Here is a 19275-nt window from a genome sequence, read left to right on the forward strand (position 1 = left end):
GTTCCCTCCAAACACTTCAAAACTGCCTCTGCTGGTGCTTCCAGTTGCCACTACTAAGTAACCTACGAATGCGATCGCAAAGGAGCTGCATCTGCTGACATTCCGATTCCAGGTAATTCAGTGGCTATTTCCTCTTTTTGTAAACCATTGGTTAACAAATTGTCCATGACTGTCGCTGCGGCAATCTTGTAGCTGGCTGCTATCCGCGTGTAACCAAACCTTTGCTTGCAATATTCTTCAAAGGTTTTGTGAGTTGAACGGTAAAATTTGCGGTCGCGTAATTCCGCCAGCGCCTTCCCCGCTTCAAAAAACGCCCGTTCTACCTTCCGTTCAAGATGCAAGCGATCGCTAATTTCCTGCTCGGTTAATTCGGGAATTTCAACAGCAGTAACAGTAATTGTTGCTGTAGCTGGGTTTTCTTCTTGGGTCAGGTTATCTGGTGGCGTGTCGTCACTGGATGCGGTAGAGGTGGTTTTGTTGCGCATACTTACAGATTAACTTACTTTCAAAGATGTCTAGTTGCTCTTTTAATAAATCAAACCAAGCAATTTTGGATTGTAATAACCCACTGTTTAAAACTTTGTGATTTCTCCACCTTTCCCGAAGGTTAATAGCTTTACCTATATACCGAACTTTGTTTTGTATATCAATTACAAAATAAATACCAGAAGTAACTGGTAATTGCGATCGCTTTTCTAATGTTACAGAAGGTAGAAAAAACGGATTTATAGTCTGAGGGTTAATCATCAAACTTTACAATCAAATTTATTTCAAGAGTGTTCTAAATATCCTTAACTTCCCATGCTCTTAAACCGTCATAACTAAAGCCCAAATAAAAATCAACAGGTTGATTTTCTGATCGACCACGACTGTGATGACTGCGTGCTGGAACATAAAAGGCTAACAAACCTCCTTTTATTTCGATATAACCCTGTTGTGGTGCTTCAACTTTACTTATACGACCTTGAACTCGCACTAACCTATCAGTTCTTTCCCAAAACTCAATATTTGTTTTCCACTGCCCTAATTCTGAATGATGAATAAGACTATTCATCCCAGCACCAGAGCCAAGCCACTCAAAACTATTAGTTCGATTTCTACGGAACCGTGCCATTTGGCGACACTCTTCTATATAACGTTCTGCATTGTCTTTAGCCTGTGCAGATCCTTGTAATGCTGAAAGCACATAAAGTAAATATAAATAATAAACCGAGTCAAGTGTTCCAGAGTTAGTTTTCCAATAACTGACCCGTTCAATAATAAATTCAAGACTGTACGGAGACTTAGACCAACGTATTGCTTGTATCCATAATCTAAGGTCTTTATCATTACTAGGCTCTTCTTGTAGATTTGCTTCTAAAAGAGATGCAATCTTTTGTAAATCATGTGCAGGTAATTGATTCCATGAACGTTCATGTCGTGCAAGATGAGTCCAAATAATTTGACGACGGAGTGGAGGATGATAACTATCTTTGCGATTTAATAAACTATCCCAAGTTTGTAAAGCAAGTTCATGCCTTCCATATAAAGCATCAAGTTTGCCTCGACATTCTAATTCTAATGGGCTTGGTTCCCCTTGCCCTTCACGATTACGCCTAACCTGCTCCAAAAGATATTCAGCACGTTCAAGACTATTTAGCAAGAAAGGATCTATACCGGGAGTTGAAAGGTAGCCAAGAACTCCATTCTGATGTTTTGTACCTACATAATCTAAAATCTTAGCAAGCAATTGTACTTCACTAATGTGTCCATGTTCATCATCTGGGCTTTCTTTTCTTGCATCTTCAAAAGAACTGCTGGCAATTTTTGCAAGAGCTACAATGGCTTGTAAATCACTTTTTTCTTCAATAAGGTTATTGATTTGATAACGTATAACCATACCCTTCATATGATGAAGAACATGATCTGTTCCATTAGTTAGTAATATTGCTCGTTCAGCACATTCAAGAGCTTGTGTATAATTTTTCAACTGAGAAGCATAAAAACGTCCCAGATGCGCCCAAAAATGAGCTTCTTCTGGATAAAGTTGAGTTAATTGCCGTAGTGTCTCAAGCCTGCCTTCAGGCGATGGAATATCTTGTAACAATTGTGAAAAGCTTTGAAGTGCTGGTGCTATCATTTTTTCAGTTCCCAGCACATCATAATTATTACGATAAATAAATGCACGTCTGACTAACTCTAACATTTCCTCACTAGGTATCAAGCTACTGCCACGGCAGAACTCTGCAAAACTTTTTGCCAAGATTGACAAACTTTGCTTCCATGTTCGCCTATCTGCACTAGCAGCTATTAACCCTTGTTCTAACACTTCTTGCGCTACTAAATGGTGCGTTGTGCGCCAAACATTCCCTTCCAATTCAATCAAAAGGTCAAGCACTTCCTTATTCAAAGAGAAAGCATCATTAAGATTAACCTTTTGAGTTGAGGGAATACTCAAGAACTCCGAAAAAGCTTGTGCTTTTATTGGATGTTGAGCATAATAATGTGCAAGTGATAAGAAAACTAAAATATTTTTTTGATCAGAACTTAATTTTTTTAATCTATTAGCCACATATCTTTCTAAACCAAGAAATTCACGTTCAAAAGTTTGTAATCCAAAATAAAAAGCAGTTTTTACCTTCTGTTCCTGACTCGAAACTAATCTTTCTAATTCTAGGCGCTTTCCGGGCTTAAATTGTGAAAATTTTTCTACAAATTGCCAAGATTCTTTATTTGACAATATAGCTTCCAAATAAGTAACTCTTTCCCTCTCAGTTTGTGGTCTAAGACGGCGTTGAACATGCAAAATAACAACCGAAATTTGTCTACTGCGAAGGGAGATATAGAGTTCATCAACTTGTCTTTCAGGAACTTGAGCATTATCTACCAAAAGTAATATTGGCTGTCCAGCTAATGATGCTAATTTAAAAAGTCTATCAGAAGTTTCAAGAGGTTTACTTCGTTTAAGAACTACACATGGATATTTAGTATGTAAATCCCAAATAATACGTCTAGCAACAGTAGTTCCACCTGCTCCTGCTTCATGATAAAGATTCACTCTCCATGCACGTCTGCTTGATAGTTCAGCTTCTATCTGCCGTTTAATTTTATCAGCTTTATCTCGGTCAACATCACAATGCAAGCTTAATTCATGCCAAGTAATTTCTGCTCCACACAAAAAGCGACGACCAATTGGTTCATTTAAATCTGGTATCGTTATGCCTGTATTAAGGTGAACAATTTCCATTTCTTCTTCTAACCATTTCCGGTCATCAGAATTTAGAGGTATAGGTGCATTAGAACTAGAAGGTAGTAAAAAATCCTCAGTCTCCATTCTAACTCTATTAGAAATTAAGGCGCTTAAGCCTGAGCATAATTGGTGAAGGTCAATATTAATTATTTCTACATCAACTTCATCCATTACTTGCTGGAGTTCACCAGGATACTTGGTAGCTATGACAAACTCAACAGCATTTTCAAATGCTACTTGTATTGAGCCAAGGGTTGATTGTAAATGACGAACTAGCTGTGGTTCCTGATACCAAAAAATAATACAGGTAATAGGAGCCGGACTTATAGCTCTTGCAAAATTTTTTAGCTGTTCATCCATTTCACCTTTGTAACTTTTTTGCCAAGTTTTATACTCTCCAGTCTCTACAGTGCCTTCTCTACCTTCTAGCCCACGAGTAAAAAACCAATATGTTGTCCCCTCTGGATTAATAGTTATACGATCTTTCTTAACTAAGGTATGTAAGCTTTTTTTAAGTACACTTTTAACCTTTTTTAGTAAGCCACTTACATCACTTTGAGGATCAAAGTCTAGTACTAATGAACTAGGAATTTCACCTAACACAGATAAGTAATCTATATTTTCTTCTCTAAGTGGACTTACAACCATAATGTATTTTCGGCATAAGTCAAAGCCAGAAGAAGTGTTAATATAAGTCGTTTCTAAAAAATTATCCCACGCTGATCTTATTTGAGATAAAACAGGATAATTTATATCTTCTTGAAACCAACGCATAATATTATAAGTTTCTTCTGGTGTCCTTGTTAGGTCATTAGAAGAACCTCGTCGAAAATAAATATGATTACCTATTTTAATTTTTTCACCATGACTCTTGACAAATTTACAAGGGCCAATCTTTTTTGGAGGGATTGTAATAATTCCAAAATCCATTCCCTCATAATTTAAAATATCAATTTTAAACTCTGGAAAAGGCTCAGTGCGAAATTTCTCTAAAAATAATGCTTGAAGGTCTGATAAATCTAAATGTTGAGAATTAGTATTCGCATCTAAACCAGCAAGAGTATAAGTTCCCCTAGAAGACTTTTTGATACCCAGAATAATATGTGAATTTTCTTTACGGGGAGTATTATACATACATACTATATCTTTCACAAATTCTAGCTTTTTTTCTTCATTTGAAAGATTATAAGCATCCTTTTTAAAGTCAAGAATCTCGCTTTCTTGACGCTCAATAAGAGATAAAAAAAGAGATAAAAGTTCTTGCTGAATAGACATGAAAGATTAATAGCTATGACAGAGAATATTTGGACACTAGTATAACTCAGTATTTTTTAAATGCCTGCGACTTCATTAAAGTCTTCCCTACCTGCAAAATGGTTCAAGTCTCATTAGCTATGGAAAGCATCAAACTTTCTTTTGCTTTCCTTTGCTGCTTCAACTATTTCTTCTAAAGTGCATTGGTACACTTCTAAAAATTTAGGAATGTCCTCAATTGGCAACCTGGGAGTGTGCCGTCCAATATCCCAGTTGCGAACAGTTGACTCGGCAATTCCCAATTTAGATGCCACATCTACTGTTCGTAACCCTGCTTTTTCCCTTAACTCCTTCATATCCATAACAGAATAGTACTACCAATAAAATATCAGTTAGTTAACATGGTTGACAAGCGCAGTTAACTAGCGAATTATAGATACATAAGAGAAGCGCCCATGACTGCGAATCTGAAGCGCTTCTTTTGCCCTAAATTTAAAGAGCCTTCCAATTATGACCCACATTATCTACACAACAGCTGCAACTGAAATCCATTGCCCGTGTTAAGCAAATCTACAGCGAGATCGCCTGCACAGTCGAAGTAAGCGACAAACGCAAGGATGCATGGATTACTGCGATCGCTGAATATCAGTCAAGCAAGATTCAGAAGCTTGTCCCTGTTGCCCCCGACAACCAAGCCCTCGCCCAAGCCGAACTCGACAGCTACATCGCTGACCAAGCCCAAGCCATAGCTCCCGAACCCCTCACAATAGCCGAAATCTCGTTTGACCATCACGAATATTACGCTGATGACAAACTGGTAGCCAGCATCAGCCATGACGACAACCACTTAACGCAACGCTGGGTAGCCAAACCAATTCGCAATTACCAATTCGCAGTTACTTTCTAGTAGGGGCTAGGCTACCCACTAATTTACAATTATCCAATTGGAATTTGGCTAGGAAATTGCGAATTGCGAATTGCGAATTGACAATTGTTTTAGGTGCGTTGCGATCGCTTCATCTGCACTCACTACAAAGATGGCACACTGCCAGTGCAAGAAGCAGAGGTGCAAGGGAGCAGGGGTGCAGAGGGAAAAAACTTACAACAGCTTTCTCCTCTGCCCCTCCGCTCCTCTGCGCCCATGCCTTCCGCTTCTACTGAAAACCAAATCATGGCGCATATCTTCAACGAGTGCCAGAATTATGGGTTTGAAATTCTCAATGATGGCATTTACAACAACAACGGCGTGAAACTGGGGCAAGTCGGATGCACTAACGGGAACTGGTGGGTGAAGAGGCGTTATTCAGTCCAGCAGAAGTATTCTAACTCTGTGTTTGATTCTGTGCGCTCATTGTCGATGGTGGATGTGTCTACTGATAGTAGATCCATTTTTGATGAATATTTTTTAGAGCAACCGTTAGAACAGCTAACTGGCAATAAATTGCAACACCTGCTGGAGAGAGCAGAGTTAGTCACAGCGTAGTCTTAGGCTTCGCTTGGGAAAAGATTAAAGGGGAAGGGGGAAAGGTAAATTTCTTCATTTCCTTTCCAGGGCTATTTCATTCTATTTTTACGGCAGTTTTTACGAATCTTTTTGAGAAAAATAATAATTTAGCAACTAATCTGAGAATTTCATAGTCATGACTTATTTGAGTAGCTGGTTTTATGGCTTTTACTTTTGGCCCAGAGTAAGTTCCGGGTAAATAGCGTCATGCCGATGAATCAGAACGCGCCCGGAACTCTTCAAAGGTTTCGGGCTTTTTTGTTAGTCGAATATAAGGGAGCAGGGGAGCGGCGAGAATAATTAATGCCCCATGCCCATTACGAACAGGTATGACAGTTAAAGCTAGTCTAACGGCCTCAGAAACTACCAGACCAGCATCACAAAACCTATTTAATAAGGAACTTACAATGGTTAAAACTAACCCTGCACAATCTAATAATACTCTTGCCCGATTACTGGTAAGCGTAAAGCTAAATATCATTATTCCAGCAGGAGTAATGCTTAGTTTTTTAGTCTATAGTTTTCAAGCTGCTTCTCATCCTCAGCAGCTTGAACAATCTGCCCAAGTTCAACTTCGCCCCTTTGGTCATGCAGAGTATGAACAGTTGAAAATAGGAATGTCATTAACGGATGTGCGGTCAATCTTATATCAAGGTACTGAGGTTAACAGCTCTGCAACAATAGCAACCTTTGTCTGGGAAAATCCTGATGGCTCTAAAATCACCGTCATTTTTGAGCATGACAAGCTCAAAGATAAATCACAGTCTGGATTGAAGTAAGAAACCAGAGGTAGGCGATCTAGTTGGACTGCGATCGCTTGACTTAAACAGAAAGGCGATCGCACCCCCCATCGGCGTAGGCGTTGGCGTAGCCTCTCGTAGAGAAGCCCGTCGTAGACATCGCTCGACAACTGTGATCGCTTGTGAAGAAAGACTAAAGGTAAAGCAAGAGGAATGACACTGGTCGGCTTAATCATCAAAACGCACTCCAAAATCCACGCCTAAAACTTCTTCAATTTTACGAAGGGTTGGTTCTGGTAAAACATCATTTTCTTCACGTTCAATCCGATACCAATTAGCACGAGTCATATCGGCCGCTTTTGCCAATTCTTCTACTGATCGTGGATCTCGCTCTCTGGCTTCTTTAATTCTTGCTCCGATGCCAGGGGCATCAACCCGTATAACCCGTTCTATTTGCACATCTATAGACATGAACAATCCTCTCTATTCAATCATTTCGTAGATTCTATGTAAATTGTAGAGTGACACTTGACAAAATGTCTAGTGAGAGGATACAGTATAAATATAAAGAAAGCGCCCCGACTGCCAATCTAAAGCGCTTTCCGTCCCGTTAGGAACTTAATCAATCATGACATACCAAATCTACAGCCAACAACAGCTGCAACTGAAATCTATTGGTCGACTCAAGCAAATCTACAGCGAAATCGCCTGCACAGTCGAAGTAAGCGACAAACGCTGTAAGGATGCCTGGATTACTGCGATCGCTGAATATCAGTCAAGCAAGATTCAGAAACTCGCCCCTGCTGCCCCCGATGAACAAGCCCTCGCCCAAGCCGAACTCGACAACTACATCGCTGACCAAGCCCAAGCCGTTACCCCTGAAGAACTGACAACAAGAGAAATATCCTTCTACGATCACGAAATTTACTGCGGCGACGAACTGATAGCCAGCATTACCCATGATGATGACCTAACCCAACCTTGGGTAGTAGTGGTAGAAGGTGTAGAAAAATTCCGCGCTAATACATGGGCTAGATGCTATCGCTTCATTACTTGGCATCACCAGGACACTACACTCAACGAACCCGCCCAAACAGAAACCCCATGCACCTCCGAAAACCAAATCATGGCGCATATCTTCAACGAGTGCCAAAATTACGGGTTTGAAATTCTCGACGATGGCATTTACCACAACGGCGTGAAACTGGGGCAAGTCGGATGCACTGATGGTAACTGGTGGGTGAAGAGGCGTTATTCAGTCCAGCAGCAGTATTCTAACTCGGTCTATGATGCAGTGCGTTCATTGTCAATGGTGGACGTGTCTACTGATGGCAAATCCATTTTTGATGAATATTTTTTAGACCAACCCTTAGAACAGCTAACTGGCAATAAATTGCAACGGCTGCTGGAGAAAGCGGAGTTAGTCACGGCGTAAGTCTTGGGCTTCGCTTGGGAAAAGGTTAAAGGGTAAGGGGTAAGGGGGAAAGGTAAATTTCTTCATTCCCTTGCCCTTTCCCCCTTTCCCTAATTATTTATTCACCAATCCCCCATTAAATCAATGCAACCCACGATCTCAATCCCCCAACACTGGGGCTACCCTCGCTTTGCTTTGGATCAGCGTACTGAACGAGGCACGATTCTAGGACTTTACTACTATCCCTCTGGTACAGAACTGGCTGAACAATTTGATGAAGGATGGCGTTATGTATTGATGCCTAATAAGAATTCTGACGAGATATCGTACTTGCAAGAGAATCAAATCCAACCGCTCACACCAGAAGAATTATTTCAGCAAATTACCGCAGAGATTGACTTTTATCAACAACAGAGAAACATTCTCAACCGGCAGTTAACTGTATTAACTAAGGGTGCAAACAATGGTTAAGGAAGCAAACAACGACTTTGACCGTAGAGCCAATCATTTACTGCGTTCGATTCAACTTTGTGGTGGTTGTGTTCCATTGCATCGTTTACAATTCCAATTCTTGGATTCAGTCATTCAAACTCTGCTGGATAAAGAACTGGTGCAAATACAGAATACGGGACGCGGTTTTTTGTTGGAGATTGCCGAGGATTTTTAGGTTATTAATCCCAGGGGAGAAAATCATGAAACTTTATGCCAAGACCATTGCACAAACTTTACCCAATTGGGCAACTGTAGTTACAAAGAGCGCAGATTTATTTGAGGTTGAAATCAACGATAAACATCCAACCTTTCAATCTCTACTAGAAGAGTTAGAGACGGAAATTGAACCAGTAACTTTTGGTGTCAAGGCAGAAGATTTATGTTTCAGATTGGGTATCGAGATGTCTAACCCACCTCTTCATCGCTTAGTTGAACAAGCTCAAGCTCTGATATCAGAAATTGCTATACACCCACACTACAGACAACTGTTGGACTTGGGATATCAACCTGATTTAAACATTGCCGATGCTCAAACTGGACTGACCTATCTGGAATGGGAGTTAGACCGGAATCAACAGCCTTCTGTTTAGTAAAGAAGCGATTGCTTGAATATCAGCTTTTCTTCAAGCAATCGTAAGGCACTGAAAGTTTACGCTACAAACCACTAATTATTGCATAGGTCAACAAAATATGGTTGCTGAAATTAAACTAGGTTTATGTAACCCTCCTGAACCCGTCTATTTATTTGTCAATCAGGGGGAAGTAGATGGCGAATCTTACGTTTGGTACAAGTTCAATATCAACCAAGACAAGAAAATCCCAGTTCCCCAAAGAGCGTTAACTGGGTACTTGTCAGAACTGCGATTGACCACTAAGGAGTTCAAAGGTAAGGACAACCTTAAACTCGATATTATTGTGAGTGCCGATGAACTTTATGTAGTGAGAACTGGCATTGAAACCAATTTTGCCAAAAGCTTCCTTTTAGCTGCCTCATTAATTCAAGATTTTGACAAGCCACTGATTATCGTTGCTAATGCTGGCGACGAAAACACAGTTTTCTGCAATCTTTACGATGCTGCAACCAAGACCAAGATTTACGGGGAATGGAGTAGAGATTTGAATTGGACAACTATCATTCGTGATATCCAATCTTTATTGGGTGCAACTTCAAACTCGATTCCCGAACCCCCACTGACTCCACCAAAACTTAGTGTAGTTCCTCAACCAGTACATTCTCAAGACTTACGAGTAAAAAATATTCGCACTTTGCTTGATTATCCCCTTGATTTAGTCAAAGAGTGGTTGCAATTTCAGGATGTTGACCGCCCAAGTTTACTTGATATTAACCAGATTAATGAACTAATCAAAACCATATGTTTGGCTTGGGCGGCAAACAAGTGTGACCATTCCAATCATGCCGAATCTTCGTATCAAAAGCAGGTTGTTGATGCTGTTGCTAGCGGAATGGATGAGCTAACAGCAATCAGCGCATGGATGCAACAGGTGCAAGGGGTAAAGACTGGGGCAGTGTAAATCAGAAGTCAAGATTCAGAAGTAAAAATATTCTGAATCCTCAATTAATCACACAGGAATTAAGCCATGAAAGTCATCGTTACAGTAGTCGATAAAATCACAAGTGAAGCGCACCTAAATATTCCTGATGGACTCGATGAGTCGGCAATCAAGCAGCACATTACAGACCTCTACAACAGTGGTGAGATGCTGATTGATTTGAATCTTTGTCAAGTGGAATTTGAATCTCTTAGCGCTCAAATTATCTCAGAACATTCTTTTACAATTCGCAATTCGCAATTCGCAATTTCACACCTCATGTCTAAAGTTAGAGACTTGTATATTGATTGTGGTTTTTTATGATCAATAGGTTGAGGGATTTATATGCAAAGTGAATTAGTTATCAAATTGTGTCTTAATTGCGAATTGCGAACTGCAAATTGCGAATTGTTTTGATAACCCGCCACAATCAATTAAAAAACGTATCACCTCTCTTGATCCAGAAGCAATTAATTACTTGTTAGGGAGAAAAGCATGACAGAAAAAATCACTCCCCTCAAAACTCAAAAAGTTCTTGACCTCTGCTCTGGTATTGGTGGCTTCACCCTCGGTCACTTGATTAGTGGTGGTTTTGAAACTGTGGCATTTTGCGAGATTAATCAGTACTGCCAACAAGTTCTAAATCTGCGCTTCCCACATATTCCAATTATTCCAGATATCCATGACATTACAACTGAGTCTTTGGCAAGAATCGGAGTTGGAGAAGTTGACGGTATCATCGCCGGACTTCCCTGCCCTCCATTCAGCCTCGCGGGGAAACGCCTTGCTTCCCAAGACTCGCGCAACCTGTTCGGAGAGTTCTTTAGAATCATTTGCGAGGTTCGACCACAGTGGGCAATTGTGGAAAACGTACCCGGATTGCTCACTGCTGAAGGCGGTCAATTTTTCCGCGCTGTACTATGGGAGTTTGCCTCGTTGGGGTTCGATATTGAATGGGGAGTGCTTTCGGCGAACCAAGTGGGGGCCATTCATAAGCGTGAAAGAGTTTGGATTATTGCCCACTCCCAAAGCTCAAGACGGCATACATCCTGGTATTCAGAAACACAAGAGCGGACAAACGCTGCATCTGTCGGCGGCTGTCATACCCACGCCAACCAAGATAGATGCCAACAACAATTACAGGAAACCAACAAAAGGGGACACAAACCAAGGTTACGAATTGGGCAGTACGAAATATCGTTCTCTCAATCCACTTTTCGTCAACAGTATGATGGGCTATCCAAGCAACTGGACAGATATCTCATGCGACAGCCAGACGTTGATGGATGGCTTAGTGCTGCCTCAATCCCCAGCTTTAATCGGCTCAATTGTAATGAAATTGCAGCGCTTACACCAGATTGCCAGAAGGAATATCGCCAACTCTATGCAGAATACCAAAGCATCAGAAGACAACACAAGCAACAGTTAATGGCTCTGGGCAATGCCATTGTTCCCCAATGCGCTGCACTAATTTTTGAACGATTGAAAACAATTTTTAAGCAACAACAGAAAAACTCATGATTGACCATATTTACTCTGAGCGTAGTCGAAGGGTTAACGCACTTCAAACAAGTTGGTATCTCTCCCCACCTTGGGGGCAAACAATTCCACCTGTTGCAGTTAATTTACTGGAGAGAGTTTTCCTACGCACAACAAGAACATTCGGCTATTGCTGCGGTATGCAATGGAAACACGAATGTTGGGTTTATTCAATTGATTGTGGAAAAGAAATACTCCACGCTACACAGAACCAAATCATCGGGACGGGAGAATTAGAAGCCATCAAAGTACAAAAACCTGCTTTTGTTCTGGGTGAAAGAGTAATCCTCTGTTCTCACGATAAAGGAACAAAACAACGGCTGATTTTGGGGATTGCGCTGGTGCATGATTCTTGGTTTTACCTTGTTGAATTGATGTCGCCAACGTTAATTAAGACACCAACTATATCTAATCGTTTCTCACTGGTTGGTGAAAAAAGTTTGGTGCGGGTAAATGCTTGAATTTCTTAGATTGCAATTCCTCTTTCTTCATTCTTTGAACAATAACCAAGGAGTTAATTATGTTGATACACAAATGGCGTGACTCATATATCAACCAAATGCCAGAAGTTGGGCAGCTAGGCAAATACAGCATACCCAAAGGCTACGTGAATGCAACTCAGATGTGCCATGCAAATAATAAGTCTTGGGGGCATTACAAAGAACGGAAGTCCACAAAAGCTTACTGGATGGCACTTTCAAACGACATCGGAATCCCGATATCGTCTCTTGTCATCGAAGTTGAGGGCTATGGCAGTTCTCAAGGGACTTGGATTCATCCAGAAATCGCAATTGATTTAGCTCAGTGGGTTTCTGTCGAGTTCCGCATCTGGGCTAACAGAACCTTAATGAAAGTGATGATGAGTCAAGAGCCTGTACAGCAGCAATCAATGACTCAAGTACAGTTACTCGCTGCTCTAGCACAACAATTGGCAGAGCAAGAACAGCATTTACTTCAACAACAACAGCAACAGACCGAAATTTTGCACCGACTAAAAGCGGTTGAAGTTGAGCAAGACAGAGTAAACACCCCATGCGGTCACAAATATAGTGTTGTTGGATTCGCTAATCTTCAAGGGTTAGAAATATCTGTAAAGGAAGCGGGTACTAAAGGTCGAAAAGCCAGTGCATTGTGTCGGAAACAAGGAATAGAAATAGAACGCATTCATGACCCACGTTTTGGGAAAGTTGGTTTGTATCCAGAAAGCATTTTGGTTGAGGTTTTTAAAGCTGAACAGAACTAATAGCAGTTTCAAAATTTGAGAGAACTACCATGCAACAACTCACACTTTTCTCTGAATCTGTACCACTTTTACCAGCCATCTACTACCCCGATTTCTTGAGTCTTGAACAAGCCAATCAACTCTACCAACACTGCTTGAAACTGGAATGGCAGCAAAATCAAATCAGGATTGCGGGTAAAACAATGCCCGTTCCCCGCCTGGAGTGTATTTATGGTGATGCCGGATGTGATTACCTTTACTCGAACAGCGTGTTTTTGAAACCACTATGGTGGACAGAGGCTCTGCAAGTAATGCGCGATCGCATAACTGCGCTAACTGGCTACAAGTTCCGTATCGTCATCGGCAACCAGTACCGCAGTGGACAAGACAGTATCGGCTGGCACGCTGACAATGAACCATTGATGGGATCTAACCCTGCAATCGCATCGGTAAGCCTGGGGTCATGTCGCAAATTCCAAATCAAACCGAGAAATGGCAAACCTACTGACTTCTGGCTGGAACATGGGAGTTTACTTGTGATGCACCCTGGCTGTCAATCTACTCATCTGCATCAGGTTCCTAAAACCAATAAAGTTGTTAGCACGCGAATTAATCTCACGTTTCGACCGCACACCGGAGGCGAGAGATAACGCTATAGCTGGCTTAATGACGACTTCATAGCCAGCTATAAGCATCGCAAAAAGTTTGAACTGGCGGCACAGACTCAAGTGCCGCTCCATTTCCATGCGTCAAAAAATAGAGGAAATATGCGTACAATCGAATCTGATTCTCAAGCTAAACATCTACAAGAATGGCTCAACAGTGGCGTTGACGAAGAAATCATTGCCCTAAATGTGCGTTCCCTTCCAGGGTTGCCGCAGGCATCGCTATACGGGACAACACCCTACGAATATCTGCTCTACAGTCCCAAAATCTCTCGTCGCAATGATGGGCGGCTCAGAGACAGGGACTTAAAGAAATACCAGCACATTGAATTAGGCGGCTGGTGGTGCAATGGCGTTGACCCCCTCAACGATTACAAATTAATGATGTGGGGCTGCTTCAAACCCGACCATCCCCGACGCGACCGCCAAAAGATCCACAAACTCATCAAGTACGAACACCCCTACAGAGAAGAAACACGCGCTTTCTTCCTCATAGTACCGAATCGCATCTGGGTAAAAGTCTCAAATCGCTCTGGTATCCCCATCACAGAAGAAGACTTGCAGCATCCTGGTGGGTTCTGGCACTGGGTTGTCAGACATAATGTACCAGTCACAATTGTAGAAGGAGTCAAGAAAGCGGGGGCATTACTGACTGCTGGTTATGCAGCGATCGCTATCCCCGGTGTTAACGCTGGATACCGCACACCCCATGATGAATACGGTACAGCTAATGGCAAACCATACCTCATCCCAGACTTGAAACATTTTGCAACACAGGGGAGACAGGTTAATATCTGCTTTGACCAGGACAACAAACCTGAGACAGTCCAACGAGTGAGAACCGCTATCAGTCGCATGGGACGGCTGCTGGTAAATGAGGGCTGTTCCTTGCGAGTGATTGATTTACCGTTAGGTACAGAGAAAGGGGTTGATGATTTTATCGTTGCTCACGGTCAACCGGCATTTGATGCACTCTACAACACTGCCGTTGCACTGGAGTTGTGGGAGATTAAGCTGTTCACTCTGCTGACTTACCCTCCGTCCATCGCACTCAATCAACGTTTCTTGGGCCAGCTTTTCGTCCCCGAAGGTGAAAAACTAATTATCCTCAAAGCCCCCAAAGGTACTGGTAAAACCGAATGGCTGGCAACTGAGGTGACAAAAGCGCATGACCAAGGGCAGAGAGTATTAATCATCACCCACCGTATTCAATTAGGGGAGGCACTCTGTAATCGGTTTGGTGTGAACTATGTTACTGAAGTCCGCACTTCGGGAACAGGCACATTATTGGGATACGGGGTGTGTGTTGATTCATTGCATCAAGAGAGTCAGGCGCGATTCAACCCTAACGACTGGGTGAATGATGTCATTATTATTGACGAGTGCGACCAAGTATTCTGGCATTTACTCAACTCTGGTACGGAAGTGCAAAAGCGTCGGGTATCCGTTCTCAAAAACCTCAAACAACTGGTACAGAATGTTTTGGGCAGCAGCCAGGGAAAGATTTACCTGTCTAGTGCCGATGTTTCCGACACAGATGTGAAATACGTTCTTTCTCTTGCGGGAGAATATCGAGTTAATCCATTCGTCATTGTCAACAATTATCAGGATAGTGCTGGCAACTGTTACAACTATTCTGGGAGTAACCCGAAAAACCTCATCGCTGCACTCGACAAAGCTATTACCAAAGGGGGGCATTATTTACTCTGCTGCTCTGCTCAAAAGGCAAAATCCAAATGGGGGACGCAAGCATTGGAGGAACGTTTTCGCCGCAAGTTCCCTCACCTGCGAATCCTGAGAATTGACAGTGAATCTGTTGCTGACCCTTCTCATACGGCTTTCGGTTGTATCGCTCACTTGAACGAAATTCTTACCCAGTATGATTTGGTTATCGCATCTCCAAGTTTGGAAACTGGGGTCAGCATCGATATTCGAGGACATTTTGATAGTGTTTGGGGAATTTTTCAGGGAGTGCAGCCGGTTAACTCGGTGCGGCAGATGTTGGCACGGGTTAGGGAAACTGTTGACCGCCACATCTGGGTCAGAGAGTGGGGGATGTCGGTTGTTGGGAATGGCTCTACATCTATAGGTGGATTATTGAGAAGCCAACACGTCGCAACACAAGCGAACATTGCGTTGTTGTCGGCAGCGGATAATGATGATTTGAGTTACATTGACCAGAATTTTCAGCCCGAATCTTTGCAGACTTGGGGCAAGCGTGGTTCTGTGATTAACGTTGAGATGCGGCGCTATCGAGAATCTGTACTTGCGGGATTAGTCGAGGATGGCTACACCATTATTGATGCAGCCGATGCTGATGATGATGAGAGTGGGGCAGTAATCGAGTCGGTTAAAGCGGCAAGTCAAGAATTGTATGCTGCGGAGTGTAAAGCGATCGCGGATTCTCCAACCATCTCTGATGCCGAACTCAAGAAGCTCCTTGACACAAGGGCGAAAACCAAGACCGAACGATACCACCAGCGTAAGGCGGAATTGTCCCGTCGCTACGAAATTGACGTAACCCCTGATTTGGTCGAGAAAGATGACGACGGCTGGTATCCTCAACTGAGAATGCACTACTATTTGACGCTGGGGCGGGAATTTCTGACCAACCGTGATGCTAAACGGGCTAAGGCACAAGCCGAAGCTGAGAATAATGCTATCTGGAAGCCGGATTTTAACAAGGGGCAGTTATTACCTGCTGTGTTGTTACTTGAAAATCTGAATCTGTTGCAGTTTCTCACGCCAGACGTTCAGCTGCGTGGCAGCGACGAGAAGATGCTGGAGTTTAAGGCACTGGCTGTAACGCATCGGCACGTTATCAAGAATTACTTGAATGTCAGTATCTCAGAAAAACTTACTTCCATAGCGATCGCACAGAAGTTACTTGCCAAGATTGATTTGAAACTGGATTACGTCGGTCGGTTGGGTAAGCGTGAAAACCGGGAGTGCGTTTACCAGTTTGTTGCACCTGATGATCGGCGTGATTCGATTTTCCGCCAGTGGTTAAATCGGGATGAACTGTTTCTTAGTGAGTCGGTGTCAGTCACGAATAATATAAGTACAACTACACCAGTAACTGACACAACCTCCCAAATATTAGAAGAGGTAGTGGAAAGTCCCCAAGGACAAACCTGGAAAGGGCTGAAGCTGAAATTGCAGCAAGGCTTGGACAACGCTGGCTCGTTCTACAATCAGTTAGTCTCCACAATCGGCAATGCTATTGGAGTGGCTGATGGGGAGCCGTTTTGGAATGGGTATCTGGGGCAGTGGCAGATTGCTGTTAACTTTGCTTCGGGATGTAAGTCTGTACTGTGTGATTGGTTGATAGTGGTTTAATTGTAGATATATTTGGAAGGAGCTTCCACAATTAAATGAGTCGTCAATTCATATCTTCGGGTTCTATCTTTGAGCAAGAAATTGGTTATTCTAGAGCCGTTATTGATGGAGACTGGGTTTTTGTTTCTGGTACCACAGGTTTTGATTACAGTTCGATGACCATATCTGATGATGTTGTAAAACAAACAGAGCAGTGTTTTAAAAATATTAATGCTGCACTAACAGAGGCAGGACTGGTAATGCAGGATATAGTGCGAGTTCGTTACATTTTACCCATTCGAGAAGACTTTGAACAAAGCTGCCCAGTAATTCGTAGATATTTAGGAGATGTCAAACCGGCAGCAACAATGATTGTTGCAGGGCTTTCAGATCCGAGAATGCGGATTGAGATAGAGGTGACAGCAAAAAAAAATAGGGGCTAGGTTTGAGGAGCAATTTTGTGACAAATCACCTAACTTCTTGGCTACTCGTATTGCTGAGAAACACACCCTTGTGTTTGAGTTTGGGGGAAACCTTGTTAAAGAATTACTCAGTATCCTAACGATTGATGAGCGTTGCGGAGTGACGCTGGAATTTGAAGACGCAAGACCTGACAAATTTGCTCCAACTGGTGACAGATACGCCGCATTAGACTGAGTGGATGGCGCGATCGAGTTGGGCACAGAAAGCGATCGCTAAAAGGAAAGTCGGCACGTGTCGTCCCCAACTCTGGACGATGAAAAATCGGTTCCCGTTGTCTAAGTTCGTTCAAAACATTTAGTATCTTTGGATCTGTGACTAAATTAGGTTCCATATTCTTTGACACAATATCACAGTCAATACCCCCTAATATTAGATGGGGCGGCTCAAAGTCGTTTGAATTTTTCTGGAGAAATCTTAATGACCATTTCAATGTACCAAGCTTTAATACCCGTATCTATTCGCGCACTGAATAATCTTATAAACATTCTTGAAAAAGGTGCTGCTTATGCTGAAACTAAAAAAATAGATCCGAATGTCTTGATTAATAGTCGTCTATCCCCAGATATGTTTCCATTATCAAAACAAGTGCAAATTGCCTCTGACATAGTAAATAGAGGTGCTGCACGGTTAGCAGGAATAGAACCACCTAAATTCGAGGACAATGAAACTACATTTTGTCAACTTATTGACCGCATTCAAAAAACTATTTCTAATTTAAATACTTTTAAACCTGAGCAAATTGACGGTTCAGAAGAGAAAGAAATTACTCTACAAATGCGTGACAACACTCTCTCTTTTCAAGGAATGCCATTTCTCCTATATTTTGTTTTACCAAACCTTTATTTCCATGTCACAACAGCGTATGACATTCTTAGGCACTGTGGTGTAGAACTTGGCAAAGGAGACTTTCTTGGTCAGCCTTAATCAGAGTAATATCTAACGCAATTTTTTCGAGATTTTCCGATCTTGCTTGGGTTAGTAAAAAATAGACTTCTTCACTTCAAGGCATTGTGGGGAAAAGTTTTTTCTTCAACATTTCCCTTTTCTCTTTCTCAGTAATTACACTGGCTTGAATTTCGCCGATTAATTAGTAAAATCTAATACTACATCAAATTCAATATTTGTTCGGTTATGAGTATGATTTCGTTTAGACCAATGATATTGATTATAGGCATAAATATTGGTTTACTGCCTCTGTTGTCCAACTGGCACGTCCTTGCACAAAATCAATCACAAAACATTGAGCTAAAAGTTTATAGTGAAAACGAGCAAAAACAAAGCTGTCCAGACAAAGTAATTGTCACTGAAAGACCCCATCCTTATCAAGAAGGCAGTTTTGCAACAGATGGCTCTGTTAACCTGAGTGCCTACGCCAGTAATATCTCTGTTCAAGCCAGTAATAGCTTTAGCGTTACATGGGTTGGTACACTCAAGCCGAGATATGCTAAATGCTTTGCTTCTGCTGGAATGACTAAGGTTGATGGACAAGCCTACTCTCTTCACCTTAATTATTTACGGATGCACTTCGTTAAAGGTAAGGTTTACTTCATCTTAGATTTAGCTGGTGGCTCCGATCCAAATAATTATCCTCTAGTCGTGCTAAACAACAGTTTCAAGAATGGCAATCCTGCCTGGACTTGGGGTGGAAGTGACTAAAGGTCATACTGACACCATCCCAGATGTCTATTAGAAGTATTCCAAGAGCAAAAGTCTGTTGCGCTGTCTGCTGTTGTGGAAGTTCTACCCGATGATGAGCCTTACACAGAACGCATACCTGGGGCAGTGGCTCCTTTGGGCTAAGTTTGCAGACGAGTGTAGGTCTGTGGTTTGCGATTGGGTGGTCGTGGTGTAGAGCGAGAAAGCT

At 42.0% G+C, this 19275-nt stretch carries 24 protein-coding genes; 15 read left to right on the forward strand and 9 right to left on the reverse strand.

What is annotated here, in order from left to right; all coding sequences use genetic code 11:
* Window positions 1-62: 62 nt before the first annotated feature.
* From RM049_RS11005 to RM049_RS11025, 5 genes are all read right to left on the reverse strand, one after another.
* Window positions 63-485: a hypothetical protein gene (locus tag RM049_RS11005; RefSeq protein WP_322704199.1), complete on the reverse strand. Its 423-nt coding sequence runs from the start codon at window positions 483-485 to the stop codon at window positions 63-65.
* On the reverse strand, window positions 451-747 hold the full coding sequence (locus RM049_RS11010) for a GIY-YIG nuclease family protein (protein WP_322704200.1): 297 nt from the start codon (window positions 745-747) through the stop codon (window positions 451-453). The genes RM049_RS11005 and RM049_RS11010 overlap by 35 nt, the downstream gene beginning before the upstream one ends.
* Window positions 748-781: 34 nt before the next feature.
* Window positions 782-4504, reverse strand: coding sequence for an ATP-binding protein (locus RM049_RS11015; protein ID WP_322704201.1), 3723 nt, complete (start codon window positions 4502-4504; stop codon window positions 782-784).
* Between the two features lie 113 nt (window positions 4505-4617).
* Entirely contained in the window at window positions 4618-4845 is a 228-nt protein-coding gene (locus RM049_RS11020; protein WP_322704202.1) for a helix-turn-helix transcriptional regulator, read from the reverse strand.
* A 287-nt stretch (window positions 4846-5132) separates the two neighbouring features.
* Window positions 5133-5318, reverse strand: a complete 186-nt coding sequence (locus RM049_RS11025; RefSeq protein ID WP_322704203.1) for a hypothetical protein — start codon at window positions 5316-5318, stop codon at window positions 5133-5135.
* A gap of 165 nt (window positions 5319-5483) precedes the next feature.
* On the opposite strand from RM049_RS11025, the gene RM049_RS11030 reads away from it, so the two are divergent.
* Window positions 5484-5966, forward strand: coding sequence for a hypothetical protein (locus RM049_RS11030; protein ID WP_322704204.1), 483 nt, complete (start codon window positions 5484-5486; stop codon window positions 5964-5966).
* 226 nt (window positions 5967-6192) lie between these two features.
* Here the strand turns inward: RM049_RS11030 and RM049_RS11035 are convergent, their stop codons facing one another.
* The 3 genes from RM049_RS11035 to RM049_RS11045 all read right to left on the reverse strand — a co-directional run bounded on the left by RM049_RS11035 (window position 6193) and on the right by RM049_RS11045 (window position 7198).
* Window positions 6193-6468, reverse strand: a complete 276-nt coding sequence (locus RM049_RS11035; protein ID WP_322704205.1) for a hypothetical protein — start codon at window positions 6466-6468, stop codon at window positions 6193-6195.
* A 168-nt stretch (window positions 6469-6636) separates the two neighbouring features.
* Window positions 6637-6963, reverse strand: coding sequence for a hypothetical protein (locus tag RM049_RS11040; RefSeq protein ID WP_322704206.1), 327 nt, complete (start codon window positions 6961-6963; stop codon window positions 6637-6639).
* Window positions 6956-7198 (reverse strand): helix-turn-helix domain-containing protein, encoded by a 243-nt coding sequence (locus RM049_RS11045; protein ID WP_179070305.1) that lies wholly within the window; start codon window positions 7196-7198, stop codon window positions 6956-6958. Before RM049_RS11045 ends, RM049_RS11040 begins: the two co-directional genes overlap by 8 nt.
* A 157-nt stretch (window positions 7199-7355) precedes the next feature.
* On the opposite strand from RM049_RS11045, the gene RM049_RS11050 reads away from it, so the two are divergent.
* The 12 genes from RM049_RS11050 to RM049_RS11105 all read left to right on the forward strand — a co-directional run bounded on the left by RM049_RS11050 (window position 7356) and on the right by RM049_RS11105 (window position 17371).
* Window positions 7356-8162: a hypothetical protein gene (locus RM049_RS11050; RefSeq protein ID WP_322704207.1), complete on the forward strand. Its 807-nt coding sequence runs from the start codon at window positions 7356-7358 to the stop codon at window positions 8160-8162.
* A 123-nt stretch (window positions 8163-8285) separates the two neighbouring features.
* Window positions 8286-8612, forward strand: a complete 327-nt coding sequence (locus RM049_RS11055; protein ID WP_322704208.1) for a hypothetical protein — start codon at window positions 8286-8288, stop codon at window positions 8610-8612.
* Window positions 8605-8808 carry a hypothetical protein gene (locus RM049_RS11060; RefSeq protein ID WP_322704209.1) on the forward strand — a complete coding sequence of 68 codons (204 nt, stop codon included), beginning with the start codon at window positions 8605-8607 and terminating at the stop codon, window positions 8806-8808. Before RM049_RS11055 ends, RM049_RS11060 begins: the two co-directional genes overlap by 8 nt.
* A 25-nt stretch (window positions 8809-8833) precedes the next feature.
* Window positions 8834-9223 carry a hypothetical protein gene (locus RM049_RS11065; RefSeq protein WP_322704210.1) on the forward strand — a complete coding sequence of 130 codons (390 nt, stop codon included), beginning with the start codon at window positions 8834-8836 and terminating at the stop codon, window positions 9221-9223.
* A 100-nt stretch (window positions 9224-9323) separates the two neighbouring features.
* On the forward strand, window positions 9324-10166 hold the full coding sequence (locus tag RM049_RS11070; protein ID WP_322704211.1) for a hypothetical protein: 843 nt from the start codon (window positions 9324-9326) through the stop codon (window positions 10164-10166).
* A gap of 66 nt (window positions 10167-10232) precedes the next feature.
* On the forward strand, window positions 10233-10508 hold the full coding sequence (locus RM049_RS11075; protein ID WP_322704212.1) for a hypothetical protein: 276 nt from the start codon (window positions 10233-10235) through the stop codon (window positions 10506-10508).
* A gap of 171 nt (window positions 10509-10679) precedes the next feature.
* Window positions 10680-11705, forward strand: coding sequence for a DNA cytosine methyltransferase (locus RM049_RS11080; RefSeq protein ID WP_322704213.1), 1026 nt, complete (start codon window positions 10680-10682; stop codon window positions 11703-11705).
* Window positions 11702-12184, forward strand: coding sequence for a DUF1392 domain-containing protein (locus RM049_RS11085; protein WP_322704214.1), 483 nt, complete (start codon window positions 11702-11704; stop codon window positions 12182-12184). The genes RM049_RS11080 and RM049_RS11085 overlap by 4 nt, the downstream gene beginning before the upstream one ends.
* Window positions 12185-12243: 59 nt before the next feature.
* The gene (locus tag RM049_RS11090) at window positions 12244-12966 is read left to right on the forward strand and encodes a KilA-N domain-containing protein (RefSeq protein ID WP_322704215.1); all 723 of its coding nucleotides are present in this window, start codon (window positions 12244-12246) and stop codon (window positions 12964-12966) included.
* Window positions 12967-12995: 29 nt separating this feature from the next.
* Window positions 12996-13595: an alpha-ketoglutarate-dependent dioxygenase AlkB gene (locus RM049_RS11095; RefSeq protein WP_322704216.1), complete on the forward strand. Its 600-nt coding sequence runs from the start codon at window positions 12996-12998 to the stop codon at window positions 13593-13595.
* 117 nt (window positions 13596-13712) lie between these two features.
* On the forward strand, window positions 13713-16949 hold the full coding sequence (locus tag RM049_RS11100; protein WP_322704217.1) for a plasmid replication protein, CyRepA1 family: 3237 nt from the start codon (window positions 13713-13715) through the stop codon (window positions 16947-16949).
* Between the two features lie 35 nt (window positions 16950-16984).
* On the forward strand, window positions 16985-17371 hold the full coding sequence (locus tag RM049_RS11105; RefSeq protein WP_322704218.1) for a RidA family protein: 387 nt from the start codon (window positions 16985-16987) through the stop codon (window positions 17369-17371).
* Between the two features lie 107 nt (window positions 17372-17478).
* Here RM049_RS11105 and RM049_RS11110 read toward each other — a convergent pair whose 3' ends face one another.
* Window positions 17479-17742: a hypothetical protein gene (locus tag RM049_RS11110; protein ID WP_322704219.1), complete on the reverse strand. Its 264-nt coding sequence runs from the start codon at window positions 17740-17742 to the stop codon at window positions 17479-17481.
* A gap of 86 nt (window positions 17743-17828) precedes the next feature.
* Here RM049_RS11110 and RM049_RS11115 point away from each other — a divergent pair, with 86 nt between their 5' ends.
* Both RM049_RS11115 and RM049_RS11120 read left to right on the forward strand, forming a co-directional pair.
* The gene (locus tag RM049_RS11115) at window positions 17829-18335 is read left to right on the forward strand and encodes a DUF1993 domain-containing protein (RefSeq protein ID WP_322704261.1); all 507 of its coding nucleotides are present in this window, start codon (window positions 17829-17831) and stop codon (window positions 18333-18335) included.
* Between the two features lie 231 nt (window positions 18336-18566).
* Window positions 18567-19067 carry a hypothetical protein gene (locus RM049_RS11120; RefSeq protein WP_322704220.1) on the forward strand — a complete coding sequence of 167 codons (501 nt, stop codon included), beginning with the start codon at window positions 18567-18569 and terminating at the stop codon, window positions 19065-19067.
* Window positions 19068-19275: the final 208 nt, after the last annotated feature.

It is taken from the genome of Nostoc sp. DedQUE04, assembly GCF_034530995.1.
Lineage (GTDB): Bacteria > Cyanobacteriota > Cyanobacteriia > Cyanobacteriales > Nostocaceae > Nostoc.